Origin of the sequence: Synechococcus sp. PCC 7502 (genome assembly GCF_000317085.1) — a bacterium.
In the GTDB taxonomy this organism is placed as follows: Bacteria; Cyanobacteriota; Cyanobacteriia; order Pseudanabaenales; family Pseudanabaenaceae; genus PCC-7502.
Genome location: NC_019702.1, coordinates 2,236,223 through 2,259,631, shown reverse-complemented (window position 1 = coordinate 2,259,631; position 23,409 = coordinate 2,236,223). Strand labels below are relative to the sequence as shown.

The 23,409-nt window shown below is 40.9% G+C and carries 21 protein-coding genes, 1 tRNA gene and 1 pseudogene; 12 read left to right on the top strand and 11 right to left on the bottom strand.

Annotation, left to right across the window (positions count from 1 at the left end; genetic code table 11):
* Nucleotides 1-98 precede the first annotated feature (98 nt).
* Nucleotides 99-733: pseudogene (locus SYN7502_RS19365) on the top strand (IS1 family transposase).
* Between the two features lie 100 nt (nt 734-833).
* Here the strand turns inward: SYN7502_RS19365 and SYN7502_RS20215 are convergent.
* The 4 genes from SYN7502_RS20215 to SYN7502_RS11085 all read right to left on the bottom strand — a co-directional run bounded on the left by SYN7502_RS20215 (nt 834) and on the right by SYN7502_RS11085 (nt 6,328).
* Nucleotides 834-995: a hypothetical protein gene (locus tag SYN7502_RS20215; RefSeq protein ID WP_168130358.1), complete on the bottom strand. Its 162-nt coding sequence runs from the start codon at nt 993-995 to the stop codon at nt 834-836.
* A gap of 391 nt (nt 996-1,386) precedes the next feature.
* The gene (psaB, locus tag SYN7502_RS11095) at nt 1,387-3,615 is read right to left on the bottom strand and encodes a photosystem I core protein PsaB (protein WP_015168921.1); all 2,229 of its coding nucleotides are present in this window, start codon (nt 3,613-3,615) and stop codon (nt 1,387-1,389) included.
* A gap of 21 nt (nt 3,616-3,636) precedes the next feature.
* Nucleotides 3,637-5,889, bottom strand: coding sequence for a photosystem I core protein PsaA (psaA, locus tag SYN7502_RS11090; RefSeq protein WP_015168920.1), 2,253 nt, complete (start codon nt 5,887-5,889; stop codon nt 3,637-3,639).
* A gap of 352 nt (nt 5,890-6,241) precedes the next feature.
* Nucleotides 6,242-6,328 (bottom strand) — tRNA-Ser (locus SYN7502_RS11085).
* Nucleotides 6,329-6,561: 233 nt separating this feature from the next.
* Here SYN7502_RS11085 and SYN7502_RS11080 point away from each other — a divergent pair.
* Both SYN7502_RS11080 and SYN7502_RS11075 read left to right on the top strand, forming a co-directional pair.
* Entirely contained in the window at nt 6,562-7,935 is a 1,374-nt protein-coding gene (locus tag SYN7502_RS11080) for a dihydroorotase (protein WP_015168919.1), read from the top strand.
* Nucleotides 7,936-7,963: 28 nt separating this feature from the next.
* Nucleotides 7,964-9,361 carry a serine/threonine protein kinase gene (locus SYN7502_RS11075; RefSeq protein WP_015168918.1) on the top strand — a complete coding sequence of 466 codons (1,398 nt, stop codon included), beginning with the start codon at nt 7,964-7,966 and terminating at the stop codon, nt 9,359-9,361.
* Nucleotides 9,362-9,374: 13 nt separating this feature from the next.
* On the opposite strand, the gene SYN7502_RS11070 is transcribed toward SYN7502_RS11075, so the two are convergent.
* Entirely contained in the window at nt 9,375-9,845 is a 471-nt protein-coding gene (locus tag SYN7502_RS11070; RefSeq protein ID WP_015168917.1) for a hypothetical protein, read from the bottom strand.
* Between the two features lie 180 nt (nt 9,846-10,025).
* Between SYN7502_RS11070 and SYN7502_RS20210 the strand changes: the two genes are divergently transcribed.
* Nucleotides 10,026-10,163, top strand: coding sequence for a hypothetical protein (locus SYN7502_RS20210; RefSeq protein ID WP_168130356.1), 138 nt, complete (start codon nt 10,026-10,028; stop codon nt 10,161-10,163).
* Between the two features lie 175 nt (nt 10,164-10,338).
* Here SYN7502_RS20210 and purB read toward each other — a convergent pair whose 3' ends face one another.
* The 3 genes from purB to SYN7502_RS11060 all read right to left on the bottom strand — a co-directional run bounded on the left by purB (nt 10,339) and on the right by SYN7502_RS11060 (nt 13,458).
* Nucleotides 10,339-11,634 carry an adenylosuccinate lyase gene (gene purB, locus SYN7502_RS11065; protein WP_041429403.1) on the bottom strand — a complete coding sequence of 432 codons (1,296 nt, stop codon included), beginning with the start codon at nt 11,632-11,634 and terminating at the stop codon, nt 10,339-10,341.
* A gap of 116 nt (nt 11,635-11,750) precedes the next feature.
* The gene (locus SYN7502_RS18930; protein ID WP_015168915.1) at nt 11,751-12,053 is read right to left on the bottom strand and encodes a hypothetical protein; all 303 of its coding nucleotides are present in this window, start codon (nt 12,051-12,053) and stop codon (nt 11,751-11,753) included.
* A gap of 49 nt (nt 12,054-12,102) precedes the next feature.
* On the bottom strand, nt 12,103-13,458 hold the full coding sequence (locus tag SYN7502_RS11060) for a DUF3084 domain-containing protein (RefSeq protein ID WP_015168914.1): 1,356 nt from the start codon (nt 13,456-13,458) through the stop codon (nt 12,103-12,105).
* Nucleotides 13,459-13,752: 294 nt separating this feature from the next.
* Here SYN7502_RS11060 and pds point away from each other — a divergent pair, with 294 nt between their 5' ends.
* Together pds and SYN7502_RS11050 are read left to right on the top strand one after the other, a co-directional pair.
* Entirely contained in the window at nt 13,753-15,177 is a 1,425-nt protein-coding gene (pds, locus tag SYN7502_RS11055; protein WP_015168913.1) for a 15-cis-phytoene desaturase, read from the top strand.
* Nucleotides 15,143-16,069 (top strand): phytoene synthase, encoded by a 927-nt coding sequence (locus SYN7502_RS11050; protein ID WP_371257763.1) that lies wholly within the window; start codon nt 15,143-15,145, stop codon nt 16,067-16,069. Before pds ends, SYN7502_RS11050 begins: the two co-directional genes overlap by 35 nt.
* A 202-nt stretch (nt 16,070-16,271) precedes the next feature.
* Here SYN7502_RS11050 and SYN7502_RS11045 read toward each other — a convergent pair whose 3' ends face one another.
* The gene (locus SYN7502_RS11045; protein ID WP_015168911.1) at nt 16,272-16,520 is read right to left on the bottom strand and encodes a hypothetical protein; all 249 of its coding nucleotides are present in this window, start codon (nt 16,518-16,520) and stop codon (nt 16,272-16,274) included.
* 471 nt (nt 16,521-16,991) lie between these two features.
* On the opposite strand from SYN7502_RS11045, the gene SYN7502_RS11040 reads away from it, so the two are divergent.
* The 4 genes from SYN7502_RS11040 (at nt 16,992) to SYN7502_RS11025 (ending at nt 19,515) form a co-directional block, all read left to right on the top strand.
* A complete protein-coding gene (locus tag SYN7502_RS11040; protein ID WP_015168910.1) occupies nt 16,992-17,435 on the top strand; it encodes a helix-turn-helix domain-containing protein in 444 nt (147 codons plus the stop codon).
* Between the two features lie 88 nt (nt 17,436-17,523).
* On the top strand, nt 17,524-18,183 hold the full coding sequence (gene msrA / locus SYN7502_RS11035) for a peptide-methionine (S)-S-oxide reductase MsrA (protein WP_015168909.1): 660 nt from the start codon (nt 17,524-17,526) through the stop codon (nt 18,181-18,183).
* Nucleotides 18,184-18,381: 198 nt separating this feature from the next.
* The gene (locus SYN7502_RS11030) at nt 18,382-18,972 is read left to right on the top strand and encodes a hypothetical protein (RefSeq protein ID WP_015168908.1); all 591 of its coding nucleotides are present in this window, start codon (nt 18,382-18,384) and stop codon (nt 18,970-18,972) included.
* Between the two features lie 12 nt (nt 18,973-18,984).
* A complete protein-coding gene (locus SYN7502_RS11025; RefSeq protein WP_015168907.1) occupies nt 18,985-19,515 on the top strand; it encodes a hypothetical protein in 531 nt (176 codons plus the stop codon).
* A gap of 15 nt (nt 19,516-19,530) precedes the next feature.
* On the opposite strand, the gene SYN7502_RS11020 is transcribed toward SYN7502_RS11025, so the two are convergent.
* Together SYN7502_RS11020 and SYN7502_RS11015 are read right to left on the bottom strand one after the other, a co-directional pair.
* Nucleotides 19,531-20,979: a carotenoid oxygenase family protein gene (locus SYN7502_RS11020; RefSeq protein ID WP_015168906.1), complete on the bottom strand. Its 1,449-nt coding sequence runs from the start codon at nt 20,977-20,979 to the stop codon at nt 19,531-19,533.
* Nucleotides 20,980-21,115: 136 nt separating this feature from the next.
* Complete coding sequence (locus SYN7502_RS11015; protein ID WP_015168905.1) at nt 21,116-22,525, bottom strand: sugar transferase; 1,410 nt, start codon at nt 22,523-22,525, stop codon at nt 21,116-21,118.
* Between the two features lie 252 nt (nt 22,526-22,777).
* On the opposite strand from SYN7502_RS11015, the gene rpmI reads away from it, so the two are divergent.
* Both rpmI and rplT read left to right on the top strand, forming a co-directional pair.
* Nucleotides 22,778-22,975 carry a 50S ribosomal protein L35 gene (rpmI, locus tag SYN7502_RS11010; RefSeq protein WP_015168903.1) on the top strand — a complete coding sequence of 66 codons (198 nt, stop codon included), beginning with the start codon at nt 22,778-22,780 and terminating at the stop codon, nt 22,973-22,975.
* A 68-nt stretch (nt 22,976-23,043) separates the two neighbouring features.
* Complete coding sequence (rplT, locus tag SYN7502_RS11005; protein WP_015168902.1) at nt 23,044-23,397, top strand: 50S ribosomal protein L20; 354 nt, start codon at nt 23,044-23,046, stop codon at nt 23,395-23,397.
* The last annotated feature ends 12 nt before the right edge of the window (nt 23,398-23,409 follow it).

The window sequence follows — 23,409 nt, the reverse complement described above, 5'->3', positions numbered from 1 at the left end:
TTGCTAGAAATTTGGCATTGCACAAATAAAAAATGAATGAGTAAATATAAAGATAACGAGTTTAAGCAATGAAATGACCCAAGTGTGGATCAACACATATTCGTAGGAACGGGAAACGAGGAGAATTGCGCTGATTGCGGTCATCAGTTCATTGATGCATATTCAGCGCTTGGATATTCCCAAGATCTAAAAATATACTGCAACGGCATGGGATTTAGACAAATTGAGAGATGTACTGATGTTAGTCACAACTTAGTCATCAGGACATAGCACAGCAATTACTATAACATTCCCCCATAGAGACTATTCCTGATGTTGGTGGACTAGATGAACTCCAGACCTCTGTTGGGTCAAAAAAACGTAATTTGGCTATGGAATGTGGTGAATTATTTTCGTCAAGGTATATTGGCATGGGTATTAGGAGATTAAGACCCTATGGACAATGATAAAAGTTTGGAAATGCTATTTCTCAGTTACCTATGGCTACTGCATCTACAAAATGTTTATCAACTCGGAAAACTAAATTATCAGCAAAACCTATATGACCAGAGTTGAGGGTGAAAATACAAGACTTAAACATTATTTAGCCAGATTACACAGCAAAACTTTCTGTTATTCAAAATCGGAAGAAATACTGAGGTATTCAATTCGCTTATTAATTCACTATCACTTTTGCTTGATTCATCTTTTATTTGTGCAATGCCTTAGCTTTTTAATATCAGCCCCCTTATAAGGATTCTGATTCAAGTAATAAATACAATCATCTATTTGAACAGCTAACTCATCACTAGCTTTTTCGTAAAACTTTTTGAGCATTATGAGTCATGAATATCCTATACATGGCGACGAATGCTCTTGAAAGAAACTACATTGCCCTTTTCAAAATCTTGCAAAGCTTTTTGAAAATCTTCCTTAAAATTAGGAATACTCAACAACTCCTCAGTTGAATCATTGCCTTCTCTGTCATCCAGATAAGCCCCAAAATTAGCCGACACCCGCAGTCTCTCAAGCGAAAGTCTTGGTAAAATCGACTCAATTTTTTGGACAGTATAGGAGTATAGAGATTTTCAGCAATAGCTTCCATGTGAATCACCTGAAAAATATACTACAAAGATCTTACAAAAAATTTAGCTAATTAGGTTTAACCTTCAGTGTCAGCCCTAGACCCAAACTATCCAACCAGACCGCTAAGTTCAGAAAACGAATCTACGGATGATTTACTGCAAGATTTGATAGTTCTATACTCTATGAAGTATCTGTAGGTACATCTTAAGTAATTGGTATTAAGAAGTTTCAAGTTCTAAAAGTTGTAAAAATACTCACAACAAAAAGCCCCTCAATCTATTTCAAAAGAGAGGCTTTAGTTTTTAACTTAAACTAACTAACTTAGCCAAAGGCCGTTGAAGTTGAGGCTATTAAGAAGGCAGCATAGGTAAAGATATATCCCACAGTGAAGTGAGCTAACCCAACCAAACGAGCTTGTACGATTGAAAGAGCCACAGGCTTATCCTTCCAGCTAACTAATTGAGCTAAAGGAGTACGTTGGTGCGCCCATACCAAGGTTTCGATCAATTCTTGCCAGTAACCACGCCAAGAGATCAAGAACATGAATCCAGTTGCCCATACGAGGTGACCGAATAGGAATATCCAAGACCAAACAGCGATGTTATTCATCCCATAGGGGTTATAACCATTGATTAACTGAGAAGAATTCAACCATAGGTAATCACGCAACCAACCCATGATTGTTACTGAAGAGCTATCAAACTGAGCAGTGTTACCCTGCCATACTGCCAAATGTTTCCAGTGCCAGTAGAAGGTTACCCAACCGATCGTATTCAGCATCCAGAACATAGCCAGGTAAAAGGAATCCCAAGCCGAGATATCGCAAGTACCGCCACGACCGGGTCCATCACAAGGGAAGCTGTAGCCAAAGTCTTTTTTATCTGGCATCAGTTTAGAACCACGAGCGTCTAAGGCACCTTTAACCAAGATTAAGGTAGTGGTGTGCAAACCAAGGGCGATCGCATGATGAACCAATAAGTCACCAGGTCCAATTGTTAAGAATAAGGAGTTGTCACCAGCGTTGATAGCTTGTAACCATCCAGGTAGCCACACATTACCAGCATTGGGCCAAGCGGTGGTGGCAATACTAGAAGAGTTAGACAGCAAAGTATCAAAACCATACAGAGCCTTACCGTGGGCAGCTTGAATCCATTGAGCAAATACAGGTTCGATCAAGATTTGCTTTTCAGGGGTACCAAAGGCTTGCATTACGTCGTTATGAACATAAATACCTAAGGTATGGAAGCCCAAGAATAAAGATACCCAGCTTAGGTGAGAGATAATCGCTTCTTTGTGATCAAGAATACGAGCTAGAACGTTATCTTTATTTGCTTCAGGATCATAATCACGAATGAAGAAGATCGCACCATGGGCAAATGCCCCAACCATCAAGAATCCAGCAATATACTGGTGATGGGTATAAAGAGCAGCCTGAGTGGTGTAATCCTTAGCAATAAAAGCATAGGAAGGTAAAGAGTACATGTGCTGTGCCACCAGAGATGTAACTACACCTAAAGAAGCAAGAGCTAGACCCAATTGGAAGTGTAAAGAGTTATTGATCGTGTCATAGAGACCTTTATGACCTGCACCTAAAGCACCACCAAAGGGAGTACCTTCAGGTGGACGGTGAGCATTCAAAATTTCCTTAATGCTGCTACCAATACCAAAGTTAGTACGATATTGATGACCAGCAATAATGAAGATGACAGCGATCGCTAAGTGGTGATGGGCAATGTCAGTTAACCACAGAGACTCAGTTTGGGGATGGAATCCACCAAGGAAGGTCAGAATTGCGGTGCCAGCACCTTGGGCAGAGTTAAAAATATGACCTGCCGTATCAGGATTTTGAGCATACACGCCCCAATTACCAGTAAAGAAAGGTGCAAGCCCTGCTGGGTGAGGGGGAACACTCAAGAAGTTGTCCCAACCGACATGGATACCACGGGATTCGGGAATTGCCACATGAACTAAGTGACCAGTCCAAGCTAAGGAACTTACTCCGAACAAACCAGCTAAGTGGTGATTTAGTCGAGATTCAGCATTCTTGAACCAAGACAAGCTAGGACGAAAACTAGGTTGGAGGTGGAGCCAGCCAGCAAATAGCAAAATGCTTGAGAAGATTAATAGAGCGATCGCTCCAGCATAAAGCTCAGCATTTGTCCGAATACCGATGGTGTACCACCAGTGATAGACACCAGAGAAAGAGATATTAACTGGACCAGATGCCCCGCCTTGGGTAAATGCCTCTACAGCACTTTGACCGAAGTGAGGATCCCAAATCGCATGGGCGATCGGGCTGATGTTTAGAGGGTCTTTGATCCATTGCTCGAAGTTGCCTTGCCAAGCGACATGGAAAAGATTACCTGAAGTCCAAAGAAAGATAATTGCCAGATGACCAAAGTGAGAAGCAAAAATCTTTTGGTAAAGACTTTCTTCAGTTACGCCATCGTGACTTTCAAAGTCATTAGCCGTAGCGATCGCATACCAAATTCTACGAGTAGAAGGATCGTTAGCGATGTCTTGGCTATATTTAGGGAATTTAGTTGCCATAGTTTTTAGTTTTCCTCGCTATTATCCTAATGCCGCATAACGAGCTAGGAAGAATGCCCATGTGGTGACAATTCCGCCCAGAAGATAGTGAGCCAAGCCCACTGCCCGTCCTTGCACAATACTCAAGGCTCGAGGTTGAATTGCTGGAGCGACATTTAATTTACTGTGTGCCCAAACAATAGATTCAATCAATTCTTGCCAATAGCCACGTCCACTGAATAGGAACATTAAGCTGAATGCCCAGATAAAGTGAGCACCCAAGAACAATAGTCCATAGGCAGACAATGCAGAACCATAGGATTGAATTACCTGAGAAGCTTGTGCCCATAGGAAGTCACGCAACCAACCGTTAATAGTAATAGCACTTTGAGCAAAGTTACCACCCGCTAAAGTTGTGATATTGCCATTGGGGTCAACACTTCCAAATAGGTCAGATTGCATCTTCCAGCTAAAGTGGAAAATTACTACAGAAATAGAGTTGTACATCCAGAATAAGCCAAGGAATACATGATCCCATGCTGAGACTTGACAAGTACCACCACGACCAGGACCATCGCAAGGGAAGCGGAATCCTAGTTCTGCCTTATCAGGAATTAACCGAGAACTACGGGCATATAAAACACCCTTCAAGAGAATTAAAACGGTAACGTGAATGGTAAAAGCATGAATATGGTGTACCAAGAAGTCAGCCGTACCGAGAGCCAAATGTCCAGCAGCAACCTTGCCACCAATAACTAAGGTGTCACCACCAAAGATTGGACTAACGCTTGCACTGGCATAGGGGGCAGTTGTTCCCGCCGCCGCTGCATGAATACCTTGAATCCAATTAGCAAATATAGGCTTTAACTGAATTGCGGTATCAGAGAACATGTCTTGAGGGCGACCCAAAGCACGCATGGTGTCATTGTGAATGTAAAGACCAAAGCTATGGAAGCCAAGGAAAATACATACCCAGTTGAGATGGGAAATAATTGCATCACGATGACGCAAAACTCGATCAATCAGGTTATTTACATTCTTGGCTGGATCGTAATCACGGATAAAAAATATACCTGCGTGAGCGGCAGCACCACAAATCAAGAAACCACCAATCCACATGTGATGAGTGAAGAGGGAAACTTGGGTAGCATAGTCGATCGCAATGTAGGGATAAGCAGGCATGGCGTACATGTGCTGTGCCACGATAATGCTTAAAGAACCTAGCAAAGCTAAGTTGATTGCTAATTGAGCATGCCAAGAAGTGGTAAGGATTTCATATAAGCCCTTATGACCTTCGCCAGTTAGAGGACCCTTGTGAGCTTCTAAAATTTGCTTGATGCTATGACCAATACCAAAGTTAGTACGGTACATGTGACCAGCAATAATAAACAAAGTAGCGATCGCCAAGTGATGGTGAGCTTGATCTGTTAGCCACAAAGCACCTGTTTGAGGATTTAAACCACCCTTAAAGGTTAAAAAGTCAGCATACACTCCCCAATTTCCAGTGAAGAAAGGGGTTACACCCTGAGCAAAGCTAGGGAAAATATCTGACATTAACTTAGAGTTAAGAATAAACTCATGGGGTAAAGGAATTTGACTAGGTGCAATGCCCTTATCCAAGTAGTAGTTAATGGGGATAGATACATGGATTTGGTGACCTGCCCAAGCCAGAGAACCCAGACCCAAAAGACCAGCTAAGTGGTGATTGAGCATAGATTCAACATTTTGGAACCACTCTAGCTTTGGAGCAGCCTTGTGATAGTGGAACCAACCAGCAAAAAACATCAAGCCAGCCATTACTAATCCGCCAATTGCGGTACAAAGTAATTGAAACTCACTAGTGATGCCAGAAGCACGCCAAAGATGGAAAAGCCCCGAGGTAATTTGAATACCTTGGAAGCCACCACCAACATCTGCGTTCAGAATATCTTGACCAACAATGTTCCAAACTACTTGAGCACTGGGCTTAATACCAACGGGGTTAGTTAGCCAAGCTTCGTAATTGGAGAATTTAGCACCGTGATAATACATACCACTTAGCCAAATAAAGATAATGCCCAAATGCCCAAAGTGAGCGGAAAAAATCTTGCGAGCAGTATCTTCTTCAGTCGTAAAACTATCAAAGTCATGAGCATCGGCATGAAGGTTCCAAATCCAAGTTGTGGTTTTTGGTCCTTTTTTCAGTTCACGGCTAAAGTGACCAGGCTGACCCCATTTTTCAAAGGAGGTAGGCACCACATCACGATCAACCGTAACTTTTACCTTTGCTTCAGGTTTTTGAGGAGTAGTTGTCATTTAATTTTTCTCTCTCAAGAATGTGAAGACAAGTGGAAATTTTTTAGACTCTGTGGGGTTTCTGACAAGGCTGAATATTGAATGTTATAAGAGCTAATTGTAAGAAGCCACATAGCCTAAAGATTAAATAAGATTATAGGTACAGTGTGTGAGCTTACTTAGAAGTCCTTAACAATTATTCAAATAACTATGGATTAAGGGTTACAGAGATTTATATTACGGATTATAAATATTTACCAGAATTATGAATGCGATCGCCGCCTAAACCTAGGACGATAAACTCCCCAATTAATCAGAAATAGCCCCTTACAAAAATGGAAAGCCAAAAAGGTAAAATACGTACAAAACTCTACGGAGAGGGAGGGATTCGAACCCTCGTTAAAGTCACCCCTAAACAGCATTTCCAGTGCTGCGCCTTCAACCACTCGGCCACCTCTCCAACAGATAAATTTAAGTAATCTATCTGGGCAATCCATAATATCAGATGATTGGTGAGATTGAAACCCAATATTAAGCGGCAAACTAAATTTAGGAATAGATAACTAACTTCCAGATTTTCAAAACTCTATTACTGGAAATAAAAGCACATCTTTAAAATATCTAATACAAGATTAGTTAACACAGGATAAGCTAAAGGCAGTCATACTAACTAAGTTCTACTAATAAGCTACCGTGAATCTACTAATTAAACAAAGCCAGATCTTACTCCCCGATGGTAGTTTCCTATTAGGGGACATCTTGTTGCAACAGGGGAAAATCGCGGCTATTAGTGAACAGATTGATCCCGTCGATACCAGTAATACCGAAATTATCAACGGTGTAGGCTTAGTACTCCTGCCCGGCGTTATTGATCCACAGGTGCATTTTCGGGAACCAGGTTTAGAATATAAAGAAGACCTGCATACAGCCAGTTGTGCCTGTGCCAAGGGAGGTGTTACCAGCTTTTTAGAAATGCCAAATACCCGCCCCTTAACCACCACCCAAGCAGCATTAGATGACAAACTCAGACGTGCTGCTAGTAAATGTGTTGTTAACTATGGTTTTTTTATTGGAGCCACTGGTGAAGTTCTGCCCGATCTACTTACAGCAAATCCTACCTGTGGGATCAAGGTATTTATGGGATCAATGCACGGTGCTTTACTAATTGATCAAGAAGAAATTTTAGATAGGATTTTTGCCCAAGGAAGGCGATTAATTGCCGTCCATGCTGAAGATCAAGCGCGTATCGCTCAACGTCGCCAAGAGTTTGCAGGTAGCACTGACCCAGCGATTCATTCTATTATTCAAGACAATCAGGCAGCGTTAAATGCTACGCAATTAGCGTTAAAGCTATCTAAAAAATACCAAAGGCGTTTGCATATCTTGCACATGTCCACAGCCGAGGAAGCAGAACTATTAAGACAAGACAAGCCGCAATGGGTAACGGCAGAGGTTACCCCCCAGCACTTGCTGATGAATATAGATGCCTATTCTAAAATTGGGTCTTTGGCTCAAATGAATCCCCCCTTGCGATCGCCCCACGATCAAGAAGTCCTTTGGCAAGCCTTACGAGATGGAGTAATTGATTTTATTGCCACCGATCATGCCCCGCATACATTAGCAGAAAAAGGACAAGCAGAAAATACCCAAGTCCCCACAGCATCAGAAAAATCCAGTGCCAATACCATTTTCCTAGAACCTGCAACTATCCCTTCAGGCATGCCGGGGGTTGAAACTTCACTGGCACTCATGCTTACACAGGCGATGGCAGGTAGATGTACTGTGGCTCAGGTTAGTCGATGGATGAGTAGTAATGTAGCAAAGGCATACGGTATCCCTAATAAAGGCGAAATTCGGGTGGGATGGGATGCTGACTTGGTATTAGTTGATCTAAAGGAATATCAACCTGTGATTCGCCAAAACCTATTAACTAAATGTGGTTGGAGTCCCTTTGAAGGCTGGAATTTAACGGGATGGGCAAACACAACGATTGTTGGCGGTAATGTGGTTTATGCCAATGGCAAGGTGAATGAGGAAGTACGAGGATCAGCCTTAAAATTTACTTAGCCATAAATTCTCAACCAATTAAATATCTATGGAAAATATGCATCAAGTTGGTGATGTAGTGGGCGATCGCTACCGTATAGCTGGAGTCCTAGGACAAGGTGGTATTGGCATTACTTACAGGGCTGAAGATATGGAAACCCAACAGCAAGTTGCCTTAAAAGCATTATCCTTTCAACGCATGGGAGAGTGGAAAACCCTAGAGCTATTTGAACGAGAGGCTAAGGTTCTAAAGCATATTAATCATCCCGCTATTCCTCGCTACTTAGATTATTTTCAAGTTGATACAGAAAGCGATCGACGTTTTTATATTGCTCAACAACTGGCAGATGGGGAATCGCTGGCAGTCCTGATTGATAGTGGTTGGCGGGGGAGTGAAGGCGATATCAAACAAATTGCCACGCAGATTCTGGAAATTTTAATCTATCTCCATGAGTTGCAACCACCCATAATCCACAGAGATATTAAGCCGCAAAACTTAATCCGTCGCACTGATGGTATGGTAACTCTGGTTGATTTTGGGGCAGTTCAAGATACCTATCGTCATACCCAAATTGGCGGAAGTACTGTAGTTGGAACCTATGGCTATATGCCTCCAGAACAGTATCGGGGTAAAGCTTTGCCTGCTAGTGACTTATTTGGGTTAGGGGCAACAATTTTATTTTTACTCACGGGACGATCGCCCGCCGAATTACCAGAAGTGAGGATGAAAATAGATTTCCGCAGTTATGTGCATATTTCCGCAGGGTTTGCCGACTGGTTAGAAACAATGCTAGAACCTGCCTCTGAGGATCGTTTTAGCTCTGCTCGTCAAGCTTTGGAGGCTCTAGAGAATTGTGATATTGCTATTAAAACCACTCAAAACATAGGAAAAATAGAGGCGATCGCTTCTTTAAATACAAATATTGGTTCAAGAACTACTAAACCCTTTGGTAGCCGAGTTAAGTTGAATGTTACTAGCGATCGGTTAGAAATTTTTATTCCGCCTGCGGGCTGGAGCTTTGAATTTATTCCCCTATTGGGGTTTGCCCTATTTTGGAATAGCTTTTTGGTAGTGTGGACGCTCGGAGCAGCTATGGCGGGGGGATTATTTGCTCTGTTTTCGATTCCCTTTTGGGTTGTGGGTATTGGTATGCTTATTCCTGTAATTACTGGGCTTGCAGGAAATTCCCAATTAATTATCACAAATACTACCTTTACGATCAAACTGTCTGTACTGGGTTTTAAGTTTTTAACTACGGGTAAAGTTGCTGATCTGCAAAAAGTTGAGTTGGGAAGCAACATGACCGTAAATGATAACCCCGTTCAAGAAATCATGTTTAGACATGGTGTAAAAACTCATAAATTTGGCTTTAACCTAACGAATATTGAGAAGGAATGGTTAAAGGGTGAAATAGTCTATTTTTTAGATCAGGTTAGATCAGATTAAAAGCTAAGGCTTTCTATGCCTGAAAGGTAATATACCAAGCAGAAACCCCACCGATTGTGTAATTAATATGCTTAGTTGAGGGTAAAAATTCTAAAGTTGGATCATTAAGATTCCCAACAAATTCTAAAAATTCTGTCATTGGCATTGAGGAAAATCCCATTTCATGGATTAAGTCTAGGGGAACTGGATGCCCCCAAAAATTATCCTCGACCTGCCTAATTGCTATACCCTGCCAAATTGCAAATAACTTATCCTCAATTTCCGCCTCAAGGGTATTAATAGTTTTAGCTAATAGTTCTAAACTGACATCAATATCGATATTAGGTTCTAGGCTTTGAGAATTCTCAACATATATATGTGGCGGCACAGGAATCACAGCATAGTCACTAGCATTACTTCTTACTCTCTCAGGAATAGTTCCAAGGGTTTGAGGTAAAGGTTGAGCTTGTAACCTACTTACAGCCTGACTTAGTTCTTCTATCAACTTGGTCAGGCTAGATACTTTCCCCGCAATTCCTCAACCTCGGCACGGGTTGCGTATCGGCTAGATTCTGATTCCCCTATGTTCATAAAATTACCTACATTTGGTTTATATTGTGAACTCTTTAACTAAATGCTACCAGTAGATTAGATACAGAAGTCTTTTCTAGGCTTGCAATAGAATTTGGCTATTGTCTTGTATGGCATACATCAAGGCATAGTTTTATATCTATTTGCCAGAGAGGTTGCCAAAGAAAATCAATCTGCTGATACTAAGCTGGTATTAACAATATTCTATGTGGTTCCAAGGTGGGAAGGATAATTTTCATAGCTATATTAAAGTTATTTTTCTGTGATATTACTCCTTTCCCAGTGAAAGATTAGGGTATTCTGCACACCCACAAAAAGGTTTCACCTCTTCACCCCATTAATTAGCTGTATTTTTATAGTAGGAAGGGAGTAACTTTCTATCACTACATTTTAGGGTGAGTATAAATTTAAATACCTAGCCTTTGGAAAATCAGATCAAGATTTTTAATGTGATTTTCACAGTCAAAACAAGCATCTAACTCGGCTGGGGTAAGTAAGTCTTTAACTTGAGGGTTATTTTGAATTAAGCTGCGAAAATCTCCATCGGATCGATTCCATGCCTGATGGGCAGAAGTTTGGACGATCGCATAGCTAGCTTCTCGACTTAACCCTTTATCAATTAGTGCGAGTAAAACTTTTTGACTAAATACTACGCCGCCATAGCAGTTGAGATTACGCTGCATATTATGGGGATAGACCAACAGATTCTTGATTAAATCCGTAATTTCCGAAAGCATAAAGTGGGTAATAATACAGGCATCGGGTAAAATCACTCGTTCTGCGGCACTATGGGAAATATCTCGCTCATGCCAGAGGGCAATATTTTCTAGGGCAGTTCCTGCATACCCTCTAAGCAGTCTTGCCATCCCTGTTAGTCGTTCCGAACGAATGGGATTACGTTTGTGGGGCATCGCTGAGGAGCCTTTTTGTCCTTTAGCAAAAAATTCTTCAACCTCTAACACATCGGTGCGTTGTAGATTACGAATTTCTACTGCAAAGCGTTCAATGGATGATCCCAGTAGTGCTAGAGCCTGCACAAATTCACCATGTCGATCGCGGGAAATCACTTGAGTAGAAGCACAATCTGGTTTTAGTCCTAATTTTTGACAGGCGATCGCTTCAATTTTAGGATCAACATTAGCGTAGGTTCCCACTGCCCCAGAGATTTTACCAACGGCAATATTTTTAGCAGTATTCACCAGGCGATCGCGATGACGGAGAGTTTCTGCCAGCCAACCTGCTAACTTAAAGCCAAAGGTAATTGGTTCAGCATGAATACCATGGGTGCGACCTGCCATTACCGTATAGCGGTGCTGTTGTGCCTGATAGCGAATTGCTTGGGATAGGGTTTCCACCTGTGCCAAAATTAAATTCATGCTACTAGTTAGCTGTAATGCCAGTGCCGTATCCAAAACATCGGAGCTAGTTAACCCCAAATGGATAAATCTGCCCGCTTCGCCCACATATTCATTGACATTCGTTAAAAAGGCAATCATGTCATGGCGAACTTCTGCCTCTAACTCATCCACCCGTTTAGGATCAAAGTTGGCTTTGGCTTTAATTTCTGCTACTGCCTCCGAGGGAATATAGCCTAGTTCGGCTTGGGCTTCCACTACAGCAATTTCCACTTCTAGCCAAGTTTGGTACTTATGCTGCTCAGACCACAGGCTACCCATCTCAGGTAAGGTATATCGCTCTATCAAGGTTTAGATTTTTTCAATGTGCATACTGTAGATTAGCAAATTCAAAGCAATTGTTCATTAATATTTAAAAATCGATCTATATTGATGATCCCAGAAATTGATCTAAAGCCTAATAATTAGTCCATGTCCCAATCGCGTTCTTCACACTCACATTCTTCGCAGTACCAATTAATTGGCGGCGGTTGCAGGCGTGAAAACTCGTAATCGCAGACTGGACAACGACCTGTAAATATGGGGTGCCAGAACATATTTTCTAATTGCTGATCCTTATAGTGATCTGGGTTTTCCAATGACCATAGTTCTGAACTGTCAAAATCTGGGCAGTAGTTACTATCAAGACCACTGGGATGCACCGCACAGACTAGAAATTTACTATGGGCATAATAGTTACAGCGATCGCATAGGGAAATTTTAGGCATTTTAGCAATTTCGAGGAATTTTTAAAAAACTCATAGAACAATAGAGAAATTATCCAAAGCGGCGAATCTCAACCCCATTTTCTAGCACTACTAAAGTCAGAGTTAGGGGGCTACCTGTAAAAATTGTCTCCTTGGCGATCGCTTGAATTTCAATGGCAGACTTATATTGCTTAAATTCGCGACTTAGATCAAATAAAGCACTTTGAGGAAAATTACCGACTTTACCCGTAAATGGATTGGGTAAAACCCCCTGTTGGCGAGCGCGAAAGCTGACTAGTAAAAATAACTTATCTAACTGTCCTTCCAATTCTGATTCTGACATATTTGCCTTAAATGTTAAGGATGCAATTAATTCCCCAGGTTTAAATACTTCTTTATTGGGGGTAATATCCGCCAAAATTGACACACTACTTTCCTTGCGCAGATAGTTGCCCGCCGACAAAACTCGTAGAATATAGCTTTTCCCATCTGCGAGTTTTTGTAAAAGATTATCTATTTGTGTTTCCGAAACTTGAATTACTGGACGGCTCTCCGCAGGGAAATCTAGGAGAGTACGGGCATTTTGATCAGCTTGCTGTAAAACTTGAAATACCGCCAGACGTAGGTCTTGGGAGGATAAACCGCCATTAATTACAGCCGCAGTCAGGACTTGCTCCGATTGGATTGCCACATTACCTCGGCGCAGAGCCTGAATACTGGCATTTAATAGCTCTCGATTTTTCTCAAGGGTTTTAAGCTCAGAGCTTAGGGCTGTACGTTGTTTTTCTAGATCGCTGAGTTTGGTTTGGGACTCAGCCACTCGATTACGCAAAACCTGCCGATCGCTGCTAATTTTTGCTAGATCAGTATTAAGTTGGTTGCGCTCATTTAAGAGTTTTTGACTATCGGCTAATAGGCTTTTTTGGCGATCGTTTAAGTCCTGAATTTTACTTAACAGTTCTTGCTCTTGTGCCTGTACTTTCTCTAGTTCTTGCTTAGCACTTTGAAACTTTTGCTGCACAGATTGCAATTGAGCTTGGGTTCGAGATTGACGAAATAGAGCCTCAGCTAGAGAATTATTAATTTGTTCTAGATTCCGTTTCTCTTGATCCCTTTGTCGCCTAGTAATAGCCAACGCTGCTTCCATTTTTTCCTTTTCGGCTTGAGCAGTTTTTAACTCAGATCGAATACTATCCAGTCTAAATAAACCGTCCTGAAGTTGACTACTGCTCGCTAATAAAACGCCCAAGGTTGAGGCTGCAATCATTCCGCCTGTGGCAATTGTGATTAGAGTTGCTGTGTTGCGAGGTCTAAGATTAAATATGCTGAGTCGAGCTTTACCAACTTTTGTCCCAATGCGATCGCCCAGGGTTGCAATAAGTCCCCCCAAAATCAAAATCGCCAGTACTAGAACATAGCCTGCCATGTTAAATCCCACACCTCATAGTTCTTAATCTTATCCGAATCCGCCATGAGTTTTAGCACGATCTAGAACGTGAGGTTACTTCAACAGTAGATAAGCTAGTAGATAACTGTAAGTGCTAATTTTTAACTTTTTTTAGTTTTTTTGACTATTTTTTCATTTTTTAAATATTGTTAAGCTTTGCAAAGCAGTAGAATAGGAAAAATTAATTTTAGATTTAATTTCATTTTGATTTCATACGTTTATTTAGATAAATTATTTAAATAAATTTAACTAACACCAACAATTAGGGGAATTATGCGGGTTGCGATCGCTGGAGGAGGTTTAGCAGGTTTATCTTGCGCTAAATATTTAACGGACTTGGGACATACCCCGATTTTACTAGAGAGGTCGGCAACCCTAGGTGGTTTAGTCGCAGCTTGGCAAGATGAGGATGGCGATTGGGTAGAAACTGGATTACACGCCTTTTTTGGGGCATATCCTAACATGTTGCAATTAATGGCAGAACTGGGAATCAGCGATCGCCTGCAATGGAAACAACATACCCTCATTTTTAATCAACCTGAAAAGCCCGGAATTCTCTCCCGCTTCGATGTCCCAGATATTCCTGCTCCTTTTAATGTGATCATGTCGATCCTCAGAAACAACGATATGCTCACCTGGAATCAAAAAATTCGCTTTGCCATTGGCTTAATTCCAGCGATCGTGCGGGGACAAAAGTATGTGGAATCCACGGATAAATATAGCCTGATTGAATGGCTAAGACTGCAAGGTGTTGATGAAAAAGTAAATACCGATATTTTTATTGCTGCTTCTAAGGCACTGACTTTTATCAATCCTGAGGAAGTATCCGCCATGATTATCCTCACCGCCCTCAATAAATTTCTCCAACAACGCTACGGCTCTAAAATTGCCTTCCTTGATGGTGCGCCCCCCGAACGTCTATGTCAACCAATTGTCGATCATATTACAGCGAGAGGTGGTGTAGTCTGGACACAAACTGCCCTGCGGGAGATTGCCTTAAATGCCGATGGGTCGGTCAAACATTTTCTGATTGGTGGATTAGGTGAGGAAAGCCATGAACTTATTGCCGATGCCTACGTTTCCGCCATGTCCGTCGATATTATCAAATTGCTGTTACCGAAGCCTTGGCAGGAGCTAGAATTTTTCCAAAAATTAGAGGGACTAGAAGGCGTACCTGTAATTAATGTCCAAATTTGGTTCGATCGCAAACTTACCGATGTGGATCAACTCCTATTCTCGCGATCGCCCTTACTCAGTGTCTATGCCGATATGAGCGTAGCTTGCAAGGAATATGCTGACCCTGATAAATCTATGCTTGAACTAGTATTGGCTCCTGCTGCGGACTGGATTGGTAAACCCGACCAAGAAATTATCGATGCCACAATGTCAGAATTAGCAAAACTATTCCCCGCACAAATCCCTCACCATGCTAAAGTTTTGAAAGCCAGAGTGGTAAAAACTCCCCGCTCTGTTTACAAAGCTATTCCGGGCAGACAGGCATATCGTCCTAGTCAAGCTACTCCCATCCCCAACTTTTTCCTGTCTGGTAGCTATACTATGCAAGAATATTTGGGCAGTATGGAAGGAGCCGTTCTTTCTGGTAAGCTGACAGCACAAGCGATCAACAACGCTTCCGAATCTCACCTCATCTCTAGTCAAACCCTTGGTCAAACAACTGCCGCCAAAGCCCTTGCTTAATCTCGTGGGAATGCTTTATCCCGCTTCTTTACCAGAGGCGTATAAAACCTGTCGTGACATTACCGCCAAGTATGCCAAAACCTTTTACCTTGGCACCATGTTGATGTCGGAAGCAAAGCGTTGTGCAATTTGGGCGCTCTATGCTTGGTGTCGGCGTACCGATGAGCTTGTGGATGGACTGCAATCAGCAACTACTACTCCTGAAACCCTTAAAGATTGGGAGTATCAACTAGAACTGACCTTTAGTGGACAGCCCAAAAGTTTACCTGATGTTGCCCTTGCCGATACTGCTCGCAACTACCCAATCCCGATTCAGCCCTTCAAGGATATGATTGCGGGGATGCGGATGGACTTAAACTACGATCGCTACGATACCTTTGAAGACCTCCATTTATATTGTTACCGAGTAGCTGGCACCGTGGGTTTAATGTCTGCTGCCGTTATGGGCTTTGAAACTAATGATCCCCATGTAATTGCCTCTGCTACCGAAGCAGCGATCGCCCTCGGAATTGCCATGCAGTTAACAAATATTTTGCGAGACATTGGCGAGGATGTGCGCCGAGGCAGAATTTACCTACCCCTAGAAGACCTAAAATATTTTGATTATACGGAAAAAGATTTAATCAATGGGGTAATTGACGATCGCTGGATTAATCTGATGAAATTTCAAATTCAAAGGGCAAGAAATTTTTACTATCAAGCTGAAAAAGGTATATCTGCCCTCTGTCGTGATGCACGCTGGCCCGTATGGTCGTCCTTAATTTTGTATCGGGATATTTTAGGAGCGATCGAACGCAACAACTATGATGTTTTTGAGCAACGAGCTTTTGTCCCCACCTCTAACAAACTAGTAGTAATTCCTTGGGCATGGCTAAAAGCGCAAACTGCTTGAGTTACTGTTGAGCTAACCATAAAATCTTAAGTATATCTTCATAATCTTTACTCGATATGAAGTGTTAGTATCATAATAAATTTACCCACTTACATCTAAGAACTTAATACTCTCCAAAGCCTATGATTGACAGATTAACCTTATAACCTGAGAGAGATCTACAGAAAAATCTAGTTAGATATTCACTTAATGTTACTTGAAGTTAGGCATTCTCAGAATCATCTACTGCTTCCATAGAATATGTCTCTTCTAGCATACTTATTATATCTGGTTCAGCTTGGACATCCTTTTTAATTACCTTGCCATCGATAATTTCAAATCCTTCACTTAATGCTTTTTCCTTAATTGCTTCTACGAGCCAATGACCGTCAGGTACACAACTTGCAGCAGCAGCCTTTTTAACTAGTTCGTATATTGCCTTACTGATCCTTGGTCTGACACTATCTGACATGATATTCTAATACATCGTTAGCCTATGTTAGTTTCATCAAAATAACACATAAGCGTAACTTAATTCTATTGATTTAAGGCTGATTTAAGGCTATTGGTTCGGAATTTTAGAACTTAGAGGCAAAGTAAGGTAATATAAGCAAACTAGGCTCCCAAGTGGTACCATTAACACCTGAATATCATTAAACAATGTTAGTAGTTCAGACAAACCACTTTCCTAGTTCTTTTCTATGAATTCCAGTAAGCTTTCATCGGCTAACTTTATCAAAGCTTCAGAATCACAACTTCAGAGAGCGGATAAAATTGAACAATGAAAGATAGACTCTACTTGCATCTTAGTAATTTATGGTTCCTATTTATAGATTTCTTAATAAATTTCTGTAGATATGTACCTAAGTGGCTAAATCGACGATCTAAAAAACCTAAACTTTCACTTAACTCACAACTTGCACCTAAATATCACCTAAATAGAATGATGACAAAAGTATCTTTCCATAAGTCCGACATAGATGGGAACAAATACACCGTAGAGGGCATTGCAAGGCTGGCTTTTACCATTAAAGCAACGATGAAACTACGAGGTTGGTCAGAGCGTAAGCTAGCAGCCCAAGCTGGAATCTCCCACGTTACTGTCAATAAATACGTCAGAACTAATATCCACGAGCCACAGGCTGAAATCTTAAAAGCACTCGCCCCCTACATTTATAAAGTTACTTCCATTGATCAAGACAAAATCGAAATTTACTCCGATCAAACCTATGGTGATGACTGGCAAGAATTAGACAAAATTGCCACCTCTGACTATGCTCAACTCTTTCCTAATACATCAACTGGTTTATCTGCCAATTCATCAAAAGACCTATCTAAAAAGGCAGCAGAAACTCCAACGAAATATAAACCTAAACCCAATTCCTAATCCCCCATCCCCAATTCTTACTTTAAAGTTGTCATCCTAAATCTTTGGCTGTGCGTACAATAGTAAAGTAAGAACAGGAAAAACAATTATGGCTTTATTTGGCTTTGGCAAAAAGTTAACCCTTCCCAATATTAATGATGCCCTTCCCGGTAGAAGCGTAGCAATTCCTACGGCAACAACTCATTTTGTCAATGGTAATCCTCTCAAACCACCCTATCCAGAGGGTACGGAGCAGGCGATTTTTGGCTTAGGTTGCTTTTGGGGAGCAGAGCGCAAGTTTTGGCAACTACCTGGAGTTTATATTACGGCTGTGGGTTATGCGGCGGGAATTACTCCTAATCCTACCTATGAAGAGGTTTGCAGTGGATTGACTGGACATAACGAAGTGGTTTTAGTGGTGTTTGACCCTAAAATTATCAGCTACGAGCAGTTACTAAAAGTTTTCTGGGAAAGCCATAACCCCACCCAAGGAATGCGTCAAGGTAATGATGTTGGTACTCAATATCGTTCAGGCATTTATTACTACTCAAAGGCTCAGCAAGAGTCTGCCAATGCCAGCTTAAAGGTGTATCAATCTGCGCTCAAAGCTGCGGGTTATGGAGCAATTACCACTGAGGTTTTATCTGCCCCAGAATTTTATTTTGCTGAAGGTTATCATCAACAATACTTGGCAAAAAATCCCAATGGCTATTGTGGGCTGGGCGGCTGTAATGTGCAACTCCCTGAAGTTAGCTTAGAAAAAGTCTAATTTTGGTTTTAATAAAGTTTTTTTACCAAAATTTATATTTATCCTCAAGTAAGTTAGCCTAAAGTTACTAATTTGCTTGGGGATTTTTGGTGCTTCCCTATGTACATATAAAGTTTGTAGGGTATGATTCTGGGTAAAGTTATAAGCGACTATGCTTAAGCTTTTTTGTTACAATCGATCAGCAAAATAAGTAAACCAATGAACCAACTCAAGAAAGAAGAAATTTACGATAAGCTGGGGAATATTGACCAAATTCGGGACATCATCTTTGGCGCACAACTCCGAGATTATAATACCCGTTTTGATAAATTGGAGTCAGAGTTAGCAAATTTTCGCCAAGAGTTGCTTGATCGGATTCAAGAGGTTAAAACTACTAATGCTAGTGATTTGCGCTCAGCTATAGATATTGTGGATAAACGGATTAAAGCCCTTCAAATCACGGGTGAAGAGGAAAGGAATGATTTGCGCCAAATTATTGATCGCACCCATCGTAAATCTTCGAGTAACTTTGAAAAACTCAGTGAAGACCTAGAGTTAAGTACTAGCTCTCTGCGAGATAATCTATCGGAAACCAAGTCTAAATTACAAGATGATATTCGTAACCTTAGAACCTATGTGCAGGAAGAGTTAGAGCGCAGATTGTCAGCGATCGGAAATATTAAAGTGTCCCGTGATGATATGGCGGAAATTCTGTTTGAGTTAGGTATGCGCCTTAAAGGTACAGAGTTTGTACCAGAACTAGAAGAAGCCACAGATTTGATCATTGTCGATCGCCTAGGTACTGAGTAATTTATTGCTAATATGAAGCATTTTTTTTTAGTCTTGTTAGCTTTAATTTATTTAGCTTTTCCAATTCATGATCAAGCGATCGCTGCCATAAATTCTGGTTTTGCAACTAATCAGGAGCCAAGTCAAGAACTGGTACAAAGACTGGAAAAAATTAAGGCAACAATGGCAAAGATTAGGTTTTGCTATAACGAAAACTGCTTCTACCGTAATATTACCAGTACTATTAAGCCTCCTAGTAATGCTTTGGTTCCCTACAGTGCCACCATATCAGCAACTATAGATCGTCCTTCTACGGTTTTGGATACGGCGGATTACACCCTGAATTTTATTAATCACCGATGGCAACTAGTTAAGGGGGAAGAATATACCGATGTAGCTGAGTATTTATTTAATGGCGATCGCTACGAAATTTTTAGTGTCCATTCCAATCGCAGCATTAAGGGTAAGTTAGAACAGGCTCGTAAAGATAGTAATCTTAAATCGGGTTATTTAACTATGTATTACGATATTTTTGATAACGGCATAGAAAAAGTTAAACCCTAAATTATTCACAAAATATTAACTACGCCAAGTCTCATGGGTGAAGCTACCGTGCAATCCAAAGGGGATATGGTGCTTAAGATGAATAGTTGCCACAGGTGAGTTAGTAATATTTTCGGCATCTAGGACAACAATATCGGTGCGATCGCATTCGGCATCAAAGACTAAGACTACTAGCCAGCCTTGATCTTCTTGTGTACCTTCAGGATGGGGAATAAAAGTTGGTTCACCGACAAAACCTCTAGGGGCAAAGCTATGAATTTGCTTTTCTCCAGTTTGGACATCTAGTTTAAGAATTGCTTGGAGTGGGGCATTACCTGAATCTTTAGCGATCGCCCCCATGTAGCAATAGCGATAATTTTGTCCGACATAGGCGGAATGAATTACAGGAAACTCGCAGGAACGTTCTTGTAAGATCGATTTATTAACCTTACCTGAAGCGACATCAATTTCAAATCGACAGAACTGCCCCGGAATTACTTGATCAAAATTCACATCTAAAAAGTCTATGCCCGCCTCTAGCTTGGGATAATCGCTATAGCAAATGGAATCAAGAATAATTTGTGTATTCCCATCGGTGTGGGTTTCATAGGCATTAGCATGATGAAAAATAAAGCAGGGATCGGTTTCTAGGGTTATTAGTTTACCTGTGCGATCGAATATTAAAAGCTTAGTGGGAGTTTGCGGTTGGAGGTCTATGCAAGTTGCGGCGGGCTTAAATCCAAGAATAAAAGGTAAAGGATTAAATTTAACTGGGTTTTGGGCAAAGATGGCATAATTGGGTGTAATCACAAAGTCATGGAGGAAACAGAAACCATCAACCTTTTGGTTAGCAAACTTGGTTAAAGTTCCCTGCAAATCAACCTTATAAAGATTAATTGTGGATTTTGGTCCCGCATCTACGCCAAAGCCATACATATCGCCTGTGATTGGGTCAAATTTGGGATGGGCTGTAAAGACTTCCCCTGGATTTAAATTGCCATCAAAGTTTTCAATACCAATTGTTTCTAGGGTTTCAGGATTAAGGCGATAGGGGCGACTAGCTTCCCAGAGTGCCAACAGCTTCTGCCCGTGATAAATTACATTGGTGTTAGCTAGATTCTTAAGCTTTAGGTTGAATATATTTTGGAGGAATCCTCCCGATCTTTGGGTTCCAAATACGCCCCGATACAGAATTTTTCCTGCCTCTTGCTCTGCTAAAAATTCAGGGGTTTTCACAAAGCTATTAGCAAAATGAACTTTCCCATCTGTAAAGGTAATACTAGAAACCATGCCATCGCCATCAAAGGGATGTCCGTAGCGATCGCCATTTACATCTAATAACCCAGGTCCATTGCGAAATAAAGTGCCTTGGAGAGCCTTTGGTAGTTCACCTTCAATATCATCAACCCAGTAGGAATATTCGGTTTTGAGTGATTTATACCCCTTTTGCCAGTCGCTTTTACTGAAAGATGAAGTTTGTACCATGAAATTATTTTGGGTTTAATTAAATTATTAGTAATTAATCGTAATACTTATTAACAATCATCATAATTCAATTCTTTAATGCCAACTCCTAAAGTATTTCAAACCGCCTAAAAAATTGCCTGAAAAATTAGAAATATCAGTAAGCCCCTTTACCAAACAGAACTATAGACACAGTATCTACCAAAATTGCTAAGTCTAGGTTCAGTGACCAGTGATCGATGTAGTGCAAATCCAGTCGTACCGCATCATCAATGGTGTCGAGGTCTGAACGTCCAGAAATCTGCCATAGTCCAGTAATTCCTGGTAAAACCCCATGTCTAATGTGATGCCAATCGGCAAATAAAGCCACATCCCGAATTGGTAGAGGTCTAGGTCCAACTAAGCTCATTTGTCCCATCAACACATTAAACAATTGCGGCAACTCATCGATGCTTAAGCGTCTGATCAAATGCCCGATGGGAATAATTCTGGGATCACGCTTGATTTTGAACATTACCCCATCTTGACTTTCGTTTAGTTTCTCTAATTCGGCTTGGCGATCGCTAGCATTAATACACATACTGCGAAACTTCCACATCCTAAACACTTTGCCATTTAGCCCAATGCGCTCTTGGGAGAAAAATACGCCACCCGGAGAACTAACTTTAATAGCGATCGCCACCACGATAAATACTGGAGCAAGCAAAATAATTCCCAATAAAGCTCCAAGAAAATCTAATAGGCGTTTACATCTGTATTCCCAAATTCCTAAAAACTGCGAACTAATTTTAATTGTCGGCATTCCTGCAAATATTTCTGGCGTTCCCCGTCGGTGCAGCATTGCCAAACTAGAAGGTGCAAGTCTGAGATTAATCTGGGCATTACGCAATTGCCAATATAATTCCGAGGCTAAATAGGTCTCAGGTAGTCCTTCAGCCAGAACCTCATGGGCTTGAAGTTGAATAATTTTCGCAATGGTTTCAGATGAATAGGCTTGATCTGATGTCGTACTACCTATAACTTGATAACCAGGTCGCCTTTGGATTGATTTAGTTAAATTCTCAATTCTTGAAGCTGGAGCAATAATAAAAACTAAGATTTGGGAACGGGCGATCGCTAACTGATGAATACCCAAAATCATTAATAGTCTTATAACAAATACGCAACCAACACTAGCAAACCAAGCTGCAAAAAAAAGCGATCTGGGTGCATCTAGCTTAGGATCATAAAAATAATTGACCACTAAGGAAGCTAAGTAAATAAAACTAATCAACTGTGCCTGCTTGACATAGTTTTGACATTGAGATGTGGAACTATAAAATCCTTGAGATGCTAAGACAAGTATGGTAACCAAGGTAAGAAAATAGAACAAACTGGAGGTTCCCAGAAATTCCCATAGGGTATATTCCGCAGGTAAAGGCTGAAAAGATTCATTTAACTTAGCAGCTAAATGCCAAGCTAGTGCTAATCCTAGTAAATCTCCAAATAGCAAAGTAACGGCTCTAAACCAGCCAATTTCAGGAGTGGGAACAAGTTGGGTATGGGCGGAGGCTCTAAGGTCGCGCATGAGCATTAGATGATATATCTGAATTTGTCATTCTTGTCTAATCTTGCCCTAATCATGACTCGGTAATGGCTTGTATGGTAAAAATTAATGGCTTTATGATTGCCAGTATTGGTTTAGACGAGCAAGTAATTTATGCCCATATCTTTATCAGTGAATTATCAGTCAATTAACTTCTAAAAATTTAATTTGTAAGTAGATTTGAAATCATGTTATCTTTGTAAAGCTCATTTTTCAATTTATAAAGTTGTAATCGTGCCTAAGCTAAAAACACGCAAAGCTGCCGCAAAACGCTTCCGAGTATCAGGTACTGGTAAGTTTATGCGTCGTCATGCTAGCAAAAACCATCTTTTAGAGCATAAATCCACTGCTCGCAAAAATAAGCTATCGCAAATAGCTACTGTGGATGTTACCGATGTGGATAGAGTGCGTGGGATGTTACCTTACGCCTAATCCTAAATTTATTTACTTAAATTTAAACGCAATAATTCTGATTTCAACATAAATAACTACTAAATCGTATGACTAGGGTAAAGCGCGGTAACGTTGCCAGAAAACGCCGCAATAAAATCTTAAAGCTAGCAAAGGGCTTCCGAGGCTCACATTCTAAGCTATTCCGTACTGCTAACCAGCAGGTAATGAAGGCATTACGTAACTCCTATAGAGATAGACGCAAGAAAAAGCGTGACTTTCGCCGTCTATGGATTGCACGGATTAATGCTGCTGCGAGAATGCGTGGTACCAATTATAGTCAGCTGGCTGGTCAGCTAAAAAAGGCAAATATTGTTATCAACCGTAAAATGCTTTCTCAGATTGCTGTGCTAGACCCATCAGCATTTACTCAAATCGTAGAAGCTGCCCAATCTGCCCAGTAGGGTTATTTAGGT

Coding starts and splice junctions, on each gene's coding strand:
- psaB (WP_015168921.1), bottom strand. CDS start 3,615: ATGGCAACTAAATTCCCTAAATATAGCCAAGACATCGCTAACGATCCT.
- psaA (WP_015168920.1), bottom strand. CDS start 5,889: ATGACAACTACTCCTCAAAAACCTGAAGCAAAGGTAAAAGTTACGGTT.
- SYN7502_RS11075 (WP_015168918.1), top strand. CDS start 7,964: ATGGAAAATATGCATCAAGTTGGTGATGTAGTGGGCGATCGCTACCGT.
- SYN7502_RS18930 (WP_015168915.1), bottom strand. CDS start 12,053: ATGCCTAAAATTTCCCTATGCGATCGCTGTAACTATTATGCCCATAGT.
- SYN7502_RS11060 (WP_015168914.1), bottom strand. CDS start 13,458: ATGGCAGGCTATGTTCTAGTACTGGCGATTTTGATTTTGGGGGGACTT.
- pds (WP_015168913.1), top strand. CDS start 13,753: ATGCGGGTTGCGATCGCTGGAGGAGGTTTAGCAGGTTTATCTTGCGCT.
- SYN7502_RS11045 (WP_015168911.1), bottom strand. CDS start 16,520: ATGTCAGATAGTGTCAGACCAAGGATCAGTAAGGCAATATACGAACTA.
- SYN7502_RS11040 (WP_015168910.1), top strand. CDS start 16,992: ATGATGACAAAAGTATCTTTCCATAAGTCCGACATAGATGGGAACAAA.
- msrA (WP_015168909.1), top strand. CDS start 17,524: ATGGCTTTATTTGGCTTTGGCAAAAAGTTAACCCTTCCCAATATTAAT.
- SYN7502_RS11030 (WP_015168908.1), top strand. CDS start 18,382: ATGAACCAACTCAAGAAAGAAGAAATTTACGATAAGCTGGGGAATATT.
- SYN7502_RS11025 (WP_015168907.1), top strand. CDS start 18,985: ATGAAGCATTTTTTTTTAGTCTTGTTAGCTTTAATTTATTTAGCTTTT.
- SYN7502_RS11020 (WP_015168906.1), bottom strand. CDS start 20,979: ATGGTACAAACTTCATCTTTCAGTAAAAGCGACTGGCAAAAGGGGTAT.
- SYN7502_RS11015 (WP_015168905.1), bottom strand. CDS start 22,525: ATGCGCGACCTTAGAGCCTCCGCCCATACCCAACTTGTTCCCACTCCT.
- rplT (WP_015168902.1), top strand. CDS start 23,044: ATGACTAGGGTAAAGCGCGGTAACGTTGCCAGAAAACGCCGCAATAAA.